This window comes from Microcoleus sp. N3A4 (assembly GCF_036701805.1).
Taxonomy (GTDB): Bacteria; Cyanobacteriota; Cyanobacteriia; order Cyanobacteriales; family Microcoleaceae; genus Microcoleus.
In genome coordinates, this window is the sequence record NZ_JAUBRJ010000013.1 from 106767 (window position 1) to 120139 (window position 13373).

At 47.0% G+C, this 13373-nt stretch carries 10 protein-coding genes; 7 read left to right on the forward strand and 3 right to left on the reverse strand.

Annotated features, from left to right (window positions below; genetic code table 11):
* Positions 1–264: 264 nt before the first annotated feature.
* Positions 265–522 carry a hypothetical protein gene (locus tag QUA56_RS10430; protein ID WP_333356770.1) on the reverse strand — a complete coding sequence of 86 codons (258 nt, stop codon included), beginning with the start codon at positions 520–522 and terminating at the stop codon, positions 265–267.
* Between the two features lie 46 nt (positions 523–568).
* Here QUA56_RS10430 and atzF point away from each other — a divergent pair, with 46 nt between their 5' ends.
* The 7 genes from atzF (at position 569) to QUA56_RS10465 (ending at position 9559) form a co-directional block, all read left to right on the forward strand.
* Positions 569–2383, forward strand: a complete 1815-nt coding sequence (gene atzF / locus QUA56_RS10435; protein WP_333356774.1) for an allophanate hydrolase — start codon at positions 569–571, stop codon at positions 2381–2383.
* 40 nt (positions 2384–2423) lie between these two features.
* A complete protein-coding gene (locus QUA56_RS10440) occupies positions 2424–3164 on the forward strand; it encodes a calcium-binding protein (protein ID WP_333356777.1) in 741 nt (246 codons plus the stop codon).
* A gap of 279 nt (positions 3165–3443) precedes the next feature.
* Positions 3444–4385, forward strand: a complete 942-nt coding sequence (gene truB, locus QUA56_RS10445) for a tRNA pseudouridine(55) synthase TruB (RefSeq protein ID WP_333356780.1) — start codon at positions 3444–3446, stop codon at positions 4383–4385.
* Positions 4386–4558: 173 nt separating this feature from the next.
* Positions 4559–4789 (forward strand): membrane protein insertion efficiency factor YidD, encoded by a 231-nt coding sequence (gene yidD / locus QUA56_RS10450; protein ID WP_333356783.1) that lies wholly within the window; start codon positions 4559–4561, stop codon positions 4787–4789.
* A 215-nt stretch (positions 4790–5004) separates the two neighbouring features.
* A complete protein-coding gene (locus QUA56_RS10455; protein WP_333356786.1) occupies positions 5005–6219 on the forward strand; it encodes a response regulator in 1215 nt (404 codons plus the stop codon).
* 251 nt (positions 6220–6470) lie between these two features.
* The gene (locus QUA56_RS10460) at positions 6471–7466 is read left to right on the forward strand and encodes a glycosyltransferase (RefSeq protein WP_333356788.1); all 996 of its coding nucleotides are present in this window, start codon (positions 6471–6473) and stop codon (positions 7464–7466) included.
* Positions 7467–8353: 887 nt separating this feature from the next.
* Positions 8354–9559, forward strand: coding sequence for a DUF4336 domain-containing protein (locus QUA56_RS10465; protein WP_333356790.1), 1206 nt, complete (start codon positions 8354–8356; stop codon positions 9557–9559).
* 152 nt (positions 9560–9711) lie between these two features.
* On the opposite strand, the gene QUA56_RS10470 is transcribed toward QUA56_RS10465, so the two are convergent.
* Together QUA56_RS10470 and QUA56_RS10475 are read right to left on the reverse strand one after the other, a co-directional pair.
* On the reverse strand, positions 9712–10896 hold the full coding sequence (locus QUA56_RS10470; protein ID WP_333356793.1) for a flagellar assembly protein H: 1185 nt from the start codon (positions 10894–10896) through the stop codon (positions 9712–9714).
* A gap of 11 nt (positions 10897–10907) precedes the next feature.
* Complete coding sequence (locus QUA56_RS10475; protein WP_333356796.1) at positions 10908–12383, reverse strand: mechanosensitive ion channel domain-containing protein; 1476 nt, start codon at positions 12381–12383, stop codon at positions 10908–10910.
* Between the last annotated feature and the right edge of the window lie 990 nt (positions 12384–13373).

Here is a 13373-nt window from a genome sequence, read left to right on the forward strand (position 1 = left end):
TGTTTTTGTCTGTATAAGTCCTGTTTGTAGCCCAAGGAGTTATTCGAGACTGTTGCTAACAGCAAAGCACTTAGCTTTTTGAAAGGTAAGCATACTGTAGTTTGCAATCCTACTAGATTGCTACGTTTCAAACGGTAACAGCAAACTTGATGAGAAAATGTGTAAAATGTTACAAAAAACGGTTTTTCTGCGATTTTTCAAATTAAAGTTTTTGGAAGATTAAACCGGGCGGTTGGAAATCGCGAAGTTTACGGACACGCAGATTCAACCCGCAAGGCAAGGGTTGAAGATTTTTTGAGAAATACTTCGATCGCCCGCTGACTGGATGCGAGTACGATCGACAATGTGGTAAACTAACCTTTTATTTGTAATAACGATCGCCAAACGCAGCCTGTGAAGTAATTTCTTCAATCGAAAATCGAAAATCGAAAATCGAACGATCGCCAAACACAGCCTGTGAAGTAATTTCTTCAATCGAAAATCGAAAATCGAACGATCGCCAAACACAGCCTGTGAAGTCAACTCTTCAATCTAAAATCTAAAATCTAAAATCGACTGACGGTGCATTATGGAAAAAGTTAACTACAGTCACAGTCTGGACATTCATTCGCTGCTCGATCGCTACCGCACCGGCTCGATCGCGCCCGCAGATGCGATCGCGAGCGTGTACGATCGGATCGAACGCTATGCAGATCCGGCGGTATGGATTTATTTAGCACCGCTGGCGGAAACCCTCGAACGCGCCAAAGCCTTGCAAAACCTAGACCCGCAGCAGTTGCCGCTCTACGGAATACCTTTTGCGATCAAAGATAATCTCGATTGGGCGGGCGTTCCCACTACAGCGGGATGTCCGCAGTTTGCTCGCACTCCAGCGCGATCGTCCGCAGTCGTAGAGCGCCTGTGCGCGGCAGGTGCGATCGCGATCGGCAAAACTAACATGGATCAATTTGCCACAGGATTAGTGGGAACCCGCACGCCTTATGGAGTTTGCCGCAATCCGTTCGATCGGCGCTACATCCCAGGAGGATCGAGTTCCGGTTCCGCCGCAGCAGTCTCCGCCGGATTGGTAAGTTTTGCTCTGGGTAGCGATACCGCAGGATCGGGGCGGGTTCCCGCTGCTTTTACCAACATAGTCGGGCTGAAGCCAAGTTGCGGGCTGGTAAGCACTCGCGGGCTACTACCAGCGGTGCGATCGCTCGATTGCGTTTCTGTGTTCGCTCTCACCTGCGCGGATGCCGCAGCAGTGCTGCAAGTAGCCAGCGGTTTTGACGCTGAGGATGCGTTTTCTCGCCGCCCTGAAACGAAAGTTTTGCCCGATTTATCGAGCTTGCGGGTGGGAGTTCCCGCAGACGGGGAACTGGAATTTTTCGGGAATGCAGAAGCCGAACAGCGCTACCGAGAGGATCTCGCGCGCTTGCAATCTTTGGGCTGCACGATCGCACCTATTGACTTCAAACCCTTTGCTGAGGCTGCCGAACTGCTCTACGGCGGGCCTTGGGTAGCAGAAAGGTTGGCGGCGATCGGCGATTTCCTCGACGCGCACCCAGATGGTCTCGATCCGATCGTGTACGAAATTATCAGCGGTGGCAAACGCTACGATGCCGTCTCTGCCTACCGCGCGTCGTACCGGTTGGCCGAACTCCGCCAGCAGGCAGAAATTCAGTGGGAGTCAATGGATGTTTTGGCTGTTCCCACGACAGGCACAATTTATACTGTCGCAGAAGTTGCAGCCGAGCCGATCGCCCTCAACACCAATCTCGGGCGCTACACGAACTTTGCAAATTTGCTCGATTTGTGCGCGATCGCAGTTCCCAGCGGGTTTCAAAGCAGCGGATTGCCCGCAGGATTGACACTGATGGCTCCTGCTTGGCACGATTTATCCCTCTGCCGCCTGGGATCTGCTTTCCACGCCAGCTTGGGGGGAACTTTGGGCGCAACTGACCTACCGCTGCCAACCGTCCCGGAACCCGCCATCGCAGCCAAATCTTCCTCACGAGAACAAGTCAAAATAGCCGTGGTTGGCGCTCATTTGATGGGTGAGCCGCTGAATTATCAACTAATCGAGGGGGGAGGAATTTTGGTTCGCGCCTGCCGTACCAGCCCGATTTACAAGCTGTATGCTTTGACGGGGACAGTGATTCCCAAACCGGGATTGGTGCGTCACGTAGAGGGCGGTAGCGCGATCGAGGTGGAAGTTTGGGAGTTGTCGATCGCAGCTTTCGGCCGATTTGTCACTAAAATTCCCCCGCCCCTGGGAATTGGTACGCTGGTGTTGGAGGACGGCTCTATGGTGCAGGGCTTTTTGTGCGAATCTTATGCTGTGGCGGGTGCGATCGATATTTCCGATCTGGGCAGTTGGCGAGCTTATAACTTCCGCTTTTAAGCTAAGTTAGAATGGCAAATTTCTACTCATCTTCAGAATTATGCCATCAGCAGTGCCACTTCGGCAAATTCCCGTCACAACCCCAACCCCCTCCGGTACCAGTCCCGGAGGGACAGCTACTCCCAGGAACGGCACCAGCGGCCCCGACTCCCTCCGGGGTACAGCAGGGGCTGATTTGATATTTGGTTTGGGTGGCCCTGACAGCATTTTCGGCTTAGCGGGAAACGATTCCCTCTACGGCGGCGAGGGCGATGACTCAATACTGGGCGACACTGGCAATGACATACTGTTCGGCGGTGCGGGCCGCGACAGCGTTTTCGGTAACGCGGGCGACGATACTTTCTACGGCGGCAAAGGTTCTGACTCGGTAAGCGGCGATGAGGGCAATGATTTGCTGTTTGGCAACCAAGACACCGATACTTTGTTGGGCGGCGCGGGCAATGACACGCTGTTTGGGGGTGCCGGCGACGACTCGCTGTTTGGTGGCATCGGCGATGACTGTTTATCGGGCGATACAGGCAGAGATACTCTAACTGGCGGCGCCGGGAACGATACTTTTGCGATCGGGCGATCGGGAGATAATGATGTGATTACAGACTTTACTGATGGTACGGATCGAATTCGCTTGAATGCCGGCCTCACTTTTGGCGAACTCACCATTTCCGCTGGGGCGGGAACTTCGCCGAGTACAATTATTCAGCTTACAAGCACCAAAGAAACTCTGGCTAGTATCTTCGGAGTTGCCTCCTCTTCTATCAGTACGGCTGACTTTATTTTTTAATTGGGAATTGTTAACGGTTGACGGTTGACTGTTGACGGTTGACTGTTGACGGTTGACTGATACAAAATCCGGGTTGGCTAACCATTTGATGAAACTCGGCGGTTGAAACCGCTTTTGACCTCAAACTACACCAACGAAGTCTGCCTCAGCAGACTAAGATATAGAAAGTTATTTAAGCAGGATTTGGTATGACAAATAACAAATAACAAATAACAAATAACAACTGACTAATAACTAATGACTACTGACTACTGACTACTGACTACTAACTAATGACTAATGACTACTGACGGTTTTCTCAATCTCAACAAACCTGCGGGCATGACATCTCACGACTGCGTGGGGCGAGTGCGCCGGCTATTGAAACTCAAGCGAGTCGGACACGGAGGAACCCTCGATCCTGCTGTGACTGGCGTTTTGCCGATCGCCCTCGGCAGATCGACCAGACTGCTGCAATTTCTCCAACACAATAAAGCTTACCGAGGTACGATTCGGTTTGGCTTAACTACCGCTACTGACGATTTAGAAGGAGAAATTATCCATTCTCGACCGGTGCCGGAGTTGAGTTTAGAAAAAGTGCAAGCTGCACTGCCCAATTTCCTAGGAAAAATCGCTCAATTTCCGCCGAGTTTTAGTGCTGTTCAGGTGGGAGGAAAACGCCTTTACGAGTTAGCTAGAAAAGGCGAAACGGTGGAAGTTGCTGCTAGAAATGTTGAGGTTTTTCGACTGGAAATCTTGGATTGGCGGCCTGGAGATTTTCCTGAATTGGATTTGTCGATCGCCTGCGGGGCGGGTACTTACATTCGGGCGATCGCGCGGGATTTGGGCGCTGTGTTGAATGTCGGCGGTACTTTAGCCCGTTTGACTCGCACCGAAAGTAGCGGTTTCTCGATCGAGGAAAGTCTCAGTTTTGAACAATTGGAACTGCAATTGCAGGAGAATAAATTCTGCCCGATTTTGCCATCGCAGGTTTTGGGGCATTTAGGGGCGATCGTCCTTTCTCCTGAATATGCCAAACGCTGGTTTCAAGGTCAGCGCCTCCCAATTCCCGAAACGCCCATAGGGGGGGAGGAGGACAGTAGGAACAATCGCCCCGACAACCCAATACCACAACCTCCCTATCCCTTGCAGGTTTACGATCGAGACGGTATTTTTTTAGGTATCGGTCAAGTAGCAAACTCAGAAACAAGTACCATATTGTCTCCTCAAATTGTGCTTTAGGTCTCCAAGAGGCCAAAAGAAAACAGGTATAATTGGCGCTGGAAATGTTGGCGGAACTCTGGGAGGCATTTTAGGCGCGATCGCACAATCGGGAGACTTGACTGGCAAAATTATGATTGAGGCTGCGGGACGACATTTTGCTATTAATCTCATTTAGTGCTGAGGTAAAAATTGTGAAAATATTGTTGATCGGATTAATCCGAGGCTACAAAATGGGGATTTCTCCTTACCTACCTAACGCCTGCAGATTTCAACCAACTTGTTCGCAATACGCGATCGAAGCAATAGAAAGATTTGGGGCCGGCCGCGGCGGCTCAATGGCAGTTAAGCGGATTTTGCGCTGTCATCCTTTTCATCCAGGGGGTTACGATCCAGTACCTCCCAAAGATAGCCAGGGGAATTAGTTATTAGTCAAAGCAGGATCTTAGTTATTAGTTAATAGTGCAAATAGGTGTTGCATCCTCATGGCTAAAACTCCCGGGGGGAATGACTCCCTGATGGGGTTAAATTCGCAGAATTAGTTGTTTTGCTTGACCCAAATTCAGTAATATTACTGTTATCTTTCACAACTGGGCAGCGATATAATGGTACAAACAGAGTACAGGGGATGCGAGTTGATATGTCTGCTACCGCAATCGGATACAAAATGTTGTCCCATACTCTGGCTGTACTCAGCCAGAAACAAGCAACGGGGAAACTGCTGCTAGAGCAAGGAGAGCAACAGTGGCAACTTTACTTTTTTCAGGGTTGTTTGGTTTATGCCACAGGAGGAACGCACAGATCGAGGCGCTGGTACAGGGCGATCGGGCAACACTGTCGTAACTTTCAAGTGGATCTCAGAGACCTCGATGCTGGAGAATTGTGGGAATATCAACTGCTTCAGCGAGGGGTAGCAGCCAGCGAAATGAGTTTGGAACAAGCTAGGGCGATCGTCCACAGCAGCGTTTCCGAAGTGTTCTTTGCTCTAATCGGTCAATCGGGTTTGCGCCGGGAGTGGCGTCCGTCTCCAAAATATTTTTCTACAGTTACCTCTTCTTTGCTGCTGTCTTTAACCGAAGTAGAGCAAATTCTGTGCTCTACAGAACAACTTTGGCAGAAGTGGAAAGCAATGGGTTTGTGGCTGGTAGATCCAGAACAAGCACCGCTTTTAAAAGCGTCGGCCCAGTTGCAGCAAAATCGATTTAGTTCTAATTCTTTGATCGCTTTGGCTAACGTATTTAACGGCGAGAATACTCTTTGGGATATTGCATTTAAGAAAAAGCAGTGCGTGACAGTGGCAACTCGCGCTTTAGTTAATTACATCAAGCAGGGTTTAGTAAATTTCCGAACAGTACCAGACTTGCCCTCGCCTGTAGAACAGTGGCGCCTTGCCGCGGCGATCGCTGGGCCGGGTCGCCCTTTGATTGCGTGTATCGATGACAGTCCTACAGTATGCGAATTTTTAGAGCAAATTTTATTGCCGGAGGGGTATCGAGTCCTAAAAATTCAAGACCCGATGCAGGGAGTGGGCATCCTCGCCAAACACAAGCCTGCTTTAATTTTTATGGACGTGGTGATGCCCAAGACAAGCGGCTTTGCTTTGTGCAATTTTTTGCGGAAGACACCGGCTTTTCGGGAAACTCCGATCGTGTTTTTGACCGGTCAAGACAGTATAATTGACCGCACGCGAGCGAAATTTACAGGTGCTTCCGATTTTTTGAGCAAGCCACCCAATCCAGAACAGGTTTTGCAAGTAGCTGACAAGTATTTGAAGGTAAAAGGCGATCGCCACCCTTTAGCAATTCGCCGCCCTGATATATTGAACTCGCACCAATTTACCTTGGCAAATTCTTGAACCAAAATTTTTCTCAAAAAGCATCGCTTATCGGGTGCGTCATTCGATTTTAGATTTGAGATTTGAGATTTTGGATTGACCCCACGGATCGAGTCGGGGGCTTGAGGATTTGAGATTCCAGATGCTTTCGATTGATTCCACGGATCGATCGCGTGGCGGGTACCACCTTTGAAATTCGCTTGTCAGCCTCGGGGGCACCCACTAAAATATAAAATTTAAAATGCTATAATCCATCAAACTTGATATTAATTATGAGCGATCGAACTCCACAGGTAAGCGTGGTGATTCCGGCTTACAACTGCGCTGCTTACGTCGGCCAAGCAGTAGATAGCGTGCTGCACCAAACAATTGCTGACTGGGAAATTATTGTAGTAGACGACGGCTCCCGAGACGACACCAGATTAGTTTTAGAAAAATATGGCGATCGAATTCGCTACATTTACCAACAAAATCAAGGAGTTTCGATTGCCAGAAATCGCGGCATAGAGCTAGCGCGAGGAGAATTTATCGCATTTCTCGATGCTGACGACTACTTTTTACCCGACAAAATAGCAGCACAAATCGCTGTATTTGCAGCGAAACCAAATCTAGGAATAGTCCACAGCGGCTGGCGTCTAGTTAATAGTATAGGCGAACCGCTAAAAGATGTCAAACCCTGGCAAAACGTCCCTAAATTAGACTTAGAAACGTGGCTCAGGTGGAAACCTGTATTACCCAGCGCGATGGTATTTCGCCGCCATTGGTTAGAGCGCGCCGGCGGATTTGACCCTCGATTTCCACCGGCGGAAGATACAGATTTAGTGCTGCGTTTAGCCTTAATGGGATGCGAAGCAGAGTGGCTGCAGGAAGTAACTGTTTGCTACCGCCAGCACGAACAAAGCGCCATGTACAAAGGTTTACCGCAGGCTAAATCCTTGGCCGCAGTCATAGACAATTTTTTTGCCCGCCCCGAATTGCCGGATAAAATACGTTTGTTGGAAAAACAAATCAAGTACAGTACCTTAGTTTGGATTGCTTGGTATTTGCACCGCACCGGTCATTCTGTTGAGATGGTAGAGTTTTTGCAGCGTTCTTGGAATTATACGCCTTATTTGCCTGTGGAAACAGTAATTAATTGGGTGGAATGTTTCGCCGAATTTTCGCAGTCGGCGGGAAATGAAAATGAATTGGATGCAGATTTGTTAGCTCAATCTCCCGAGTGGCAGCAGTTAATGCAGTGGACAATTCTCAGTTGCAGCTCCGCGTAAGGACTTATACCATGCGGAGCATCCCGATTTTGCAAGTATGCAAAAATATGAGAAAATCCATCCCTTTTTGGGAAAACCTACTAGAGCTTCCCAAAAAAATCTGGACGTTGCTGAATTGGGGTATGAAATTTGTAGGGGCAATCCCCCGTGGTTGCCTGACGGGGTAAGCACTTAGAAATAGCTTACATTGGACACGCTTATGTTACATTTTCGATCAGATGAAAGCCGGATTCACAAACAGAACTCTCCGTAAAATTTGGCGCTTCTACGTCGCGAGTGCCATCAATTTACTGAAACCAGAAAAAACTTCTAAACAAAGTTTAAAAATGAAACGGTATCGAGCGGCAATGGATAATAATTATTTATACTAATTCTCAAAACTCATACAACAGTATCGCTCCGGGTGCGTCGCCACCCTTAAATCTTAAAGAATATCCACAATCTTTGAGCGACGCACCCGGAGCTCAGGTGAGCGCAAACAAACCCACATTCATCATTGATCCGTGGGGTCAATGCTTCAAATCTAAAATCTAAAATCTAAAATCTAAAATCTAAAATCGATTGACTTGCTTCGACTTTTAAAACATCCTCTAACGTTGCGTAGGGAGAAAATACATCGGCGCTTTCAACTAATAGAATCCCGGCAACGGGACTGAAACTTGAACTTGCGATCGACATTCTGGATATAAACTACAGATTGTCAGTAAAACCAGCCCCTACAAATATCGCGGTTAACCTATCGGAGACGGTACCAAAAGCCGAAATCCAGCGATACCGCACTGAACCGGCTGCCTTTCAACTCCTCGAATCCGCGCCACAGGAGTGAAATAATAGAACAACAGTTCGATCGCACGCACGTACAAAAAAATCGGCAAGGAGTCGCACCAGTGGCAGAGGGCGAAGGCATACCAACATCAGCACAGATTGATTCTCGGGACTATTCTTGGGCCTTTTGGCCAGTCGTCCCCCTCTATCCCTACAGCAAGCGGCGCACCATCCGCAAGGAAATAGTCAAGGACACGATCTGGACTTTTGACCAGCTACAAGGAATTTTCTACGTAGTCGTCCCGATTCGGATGACAGTAATTAAACTAGAACCCGAAGGCCTTCTCGTCTACGCCCCCGTTGCACCGACTCCTGAGTGCATCCGCTTGGTAAAGGAGTTAGCAGCAGAACACGGCGAGGTTAAGTACATCCTGCTGACAACGGTTTCGGGCATCGAGCACAAAGTTTTTGTCGGCCCCTTTGCGAGGTGTTTTCCCGAAGCGCAGGTGTTTGTCGCCCCGCAGCAGTGGAGTTTCCCCATGAATTTGCCGCTGAGTTGGCTGGGTTTGCCGGCGAAACGCACGTCTGTACTGCCCTTTGACAGCAGCAACACGCCGTTAGCCGATCAATTTGACTGGGCAATTTTGGGCCCGATCGACCTCGGTTTAGGCAGATTTGCAGAAGTTGCCTTATTTCACAGGCGATCGCGCACGCTGATGTTAACAGATTCCGTGGTTTCCATTCCCGAAAATCCGCCCGCGATCGTCGAATTCGACCACTACCCGCTGCTATTTCACGCCAAAGACAGCGCCTCGGACATCGTGGCCGACTCCCACGAAAATCGGCGCAAAGGCTGGCAGAGAATCGCCTTATTTGCCATGTATTTTACGCCTAGCGTGCTGGAAGTGCCGCCGTGGTCGGAGGTATTTGCCAGCGCGCGCCAAGCGCCAGAACGCTCTAGGAAAGCTTATTTCGGGTTGTATCCGTTCAAGTGGAAAACAGATTGGGTGCGATCGTTTGAGGCTTTGCGGGGAGGAGGGCGGTTGTTGGTGGCGCCGATTTTGCAGACATTGATTCTCAACCGCGCGCCGAGGGAAACTCTCGATTGGGTGGATAAAGTGGCGAGTTGGGACTTTCAAAGAATTGTACCTTGTCACTTCGATGGTGCGATCGACTCCCGGCCGCGTGAATTTCGGCAAGCATTCTCGTTTCTGGAAAAACACTCGCCTGTTAATTCTTTACCCGAAGATGATTTTAAATTGCTCAGGGATATTGATGCAGGTTTGAATAAAACCGGTTTGGTTCCGCCTGCGAAAGAGAAGGTTTAATCAAATACAGGACTAAGGCCAACTGCCACATTAAACAAAGGTATGTAGTTGCGCTTGGGCGCTCTTTCATATCCTAAGAGCGCCCAAGTGCAACAACATACCTAAAAGTCTTGTGACAGTTGGCCTTAGTCCTGTGAGAGCGATCGCAGGTTTTAGTCAGGTGTTGTTCCTAACCTGTCCCTCAATTCCTCAGCCGATAACTGCGACAGTTGTTCTACAAACAAGGTCAATTCTTCCACAGGCAATGCCAATAAATTAGTAACTGCTGCAGGCAGAATATCGCCCAATTCAGGCGATCGTATTTGCAAGACACTTTCAGCTAACAACTTCACCGCTTGTTCCCGCCCTGTTTCATCGACTGTCAGCATCGATATTGCCAGCAACAGCACTGTAAATTCCGCCGCCGGTAACTTGGATATTGGAGATAGAAAAACTGTCATTTTTGGACTTAATTCTCCAAATCTAACTCGCAGAAAGTTTTCTAAGATTAAGCACTGTTGTTCTTGTCTGCCTCGTTCTAGTCCTTGTTCTCGTCCCCGTTCTAGCCCTTGTTCTAGTCCTCGTTCTAGCCCCTGTTCTAGCCCTTGTTCTAGTCCTCGTTCTAGTCCTTCTTCTCTAGCTTGTTGCTGTGCTGCTTGTATTTGTTGTTGAAAAAGTGGTGCAATGGCCATAATTAACTCCCGCTCTTCTGGCTCTAATTCTTGTGGCGCATCGGTTACTAAATTTGACTGTAACCGATACAGCAATTCTAGCGCGATAATCCGCAACGGATCGTCTGTTGCTAAAGCGCTTAATTGGGAAATAGCCCTTTGCTGCACTCCCCCTTTGCCCAAAATCCTCAACCACAGGGTTTCTGGAGTTTCTGGCAACTGGTGAATCGCCACAATTGCAGTTCGCAAAGATGCACCCAAAAAATAAATTCCCTGCATCCAATTCTCTGTGTCTGGTATCGCATTAAAGCTATCTACCAATGCTTTCGATGCTGTGGGTACAAAAATCCACAGTTTCGGTAACTGAGCATCATCATAGCGAGTATTTTCTCTCCTAAATTTTCGCTCCAATTCACCTCGCACGTCCAACAACTTGCCCAGACAGCTACAAATTTCGCTGACGTTTGCCGGATTGCGAAACGGTTCAAAAATTGCAGTTGTGTTTGCCATTTTTCCCAACAATCCCAGGGTTTCTGAGTATTCGGGAATTGCGGTGCTGGGAGTGAAATAAACATCGATTTCTCGGACTTCGGAAGTCACATCGCGGCCGATATTAACCGTTCCGATGGGCGACAGCAATTCCTCCAGGTATTCTTTGGCAAAGAGATCGTGAATAAATCGCGTCATAAGAAATTATTTCAAACACTAAATAGATTTTTTAGCCGTTTTCTCACCCATTCTACAGGATTTTCATCCTCTTCTGCTGCATCTACTAATTCCATTTCTCGCAATAATTGCTGTCTCTCGCTGAGTTCTTCTTTGTGTTTGACTATTTCTTTAATAATCAGTTCAGATAAATCCGGTCGTTCAGTTAAAACTTTCTGGAAACCTTCTTTATTAATCGCAAACAAAATAGTTTCTTCTAAAGCTCTTACCGAAGCAGTTCTGGGGATTCCCAACATCAAAGAAAGTTCCCCGAAAAACTGACCTGTAACGAGGTTATTCAGGTGTTTGTCAATAGCTTCTACAAAAACTTCGACTGAACCTGAAAGAATCATGTAAAAAGCATCTCCCGGGTCGTTTTCTCGAAATAAAAATTCTTGCGATCGCAGCCGTTTGCGGTATCCAACTTCAATCAATTGCCGCAATTCAAGATCGGTCATATTTTCAAAGTATTCCACCTGTCGCAGCAAACAGCTAAGGGACGATGGCTTTTTCAGTTCCTCTGCAAAAATAGGCATTTTTTGCTCGTTTTCATAGGAAATGTTCGTGATGTCAATTGCAGTTTCTTTTTTGTTGAACATTGACAAAAGAACTTCGGGATTTTGCAAATAAATTTCTCTGTCGTTGAACGGGAATTCAATTTTTTGGTTGCGGAAATTGTACTCAATCGCAAAATTCAAAGAACTTTTAATTACTTCTCTTTCAGTCGGCTTGTCCGTCCAAACTAAAAGTTCAAATTTAAAACTATCATCGCCAAACTCGACAAAAAATACTTTCGGATTCGGTTCGCACACAACTCCCGCCTCCGCGTAAGCAATATTTAACAGAGTTTCTGTCACTAACAGCGGGTTACTATTCTCGGCTACTTCTACGGGAACTCGCAGACAGAGTAGCGAGTTTTCGTAACTCCAATTAACAATTTTGTTGCTAATCATTTGGCTGTTGGGAACTATGACGCTGGAGTCGTCATTGGTTTGAATGATAGTCGATCGAATCGAGATTTTTTTGACGATTCCCATCAATCCTTCTAATTCCACAAAGTCTCCGACTTTCACAGGTCTGTCTAAAAGCAGCGTTAAGCCGCTGACAAAATTCGTTGTTAAATCCTGTATTCCGAAGCCAATTCCGACTCCCAATCCCCCCACAACTACTGCAAAAGAAGCGAGGTTGAATCCTATTCCTTGGATGGCAACGACAACGCCTAAAGCTACTATTAAATAGCGCATAATTACTGCGATAGCTTCCCGGTTTCCCTCGTCAATTCCCAGTTTGACGAGCAAGCGTTCCTTAAGAAAGTTTGTAAAAGAGCGCGATATGACGAGGACAGCCATGAACAATACAATCAGTTCCACAATTGACCGCAGCGATACAGGATTATCCCCTATTTTAAATAAGGTCGCTGTAAACATTTGGGAGATATCTGTCAGTAATTCTTGGGGTATTGTATTCAATTTTAATGTAAAAATAATATTTTTTGTGCGGTCAGTTTTAAGCTGTTGGTAGTAAGGACTAAAGTTTTTAGTACCAAGTTTGAAAATAAAGGACTGAATTCGTTACAGCGAACTTTTGGTCTGTTGGTAGGGGAAGAAAAAACAGAACTCCTTACATAGATGTGTGGTTCCTCAGACTGCGCCGTTATCCGTCTTGCCAATTTCTCGGATATATTGTCTTCCCAGACCTGCGGTTAGCGTGCAACTTTTTCGCGAAACCGGAATCATCTATTAAAACGAACCCTCTACTAACTTGAGTCAACGTTAAATCTATTCTAGATTATCATACTTTAGACTGATTTTTTGTTAAAGTCCCGTTAGAAACTTAAGCAGGGATTATTCAATGACTATTTAAGTGGACAAGTCAAATATCCCAATATTACAATGAGTTTAACTGGTGGGAGAAATATTGCTATCACTGTACCAGTTGAGTCCGTCTTGTGTATCTAAGAATATCTAACTAAAAATTTAACGGAGCTAGCTAAAATTGAGAACGTTCCAAGAATACTTGGCATTCTACCTACATTTCTGACCAATTAAAACTTAATTGCATTTGTCAATCAGTAAAATTACTGAAACACTGCTTGTTCAGGAGTGGAAAATTCGCGATTTGGGGGTGGGTGGAAATAAATATGGCGCGAGACATGATTCCTCGATCGCCCAAATCTAAGTTCTCCACCCCCAATCTGAGTAAATGCTGAGCATAATTGCTGATTGACAAATGCTTCCCTAGCTTATGTTGTCACCAATGTTCTACCGATAGGGTTGATTAGCAATAGAATTGATGAGCAATAGAACTGCTTGGCGATACACCCGAAGAATTAAGGGAAATAGTGTCGCCAGGGATACATATATCGCCGATTGAAAACCTAATGGTCGCCCTACTGAACGTTTTCTTCAGTACCCAAATAGGAGAAAACGAAAACCTTGCGATCGCACAATTGGAAAGAA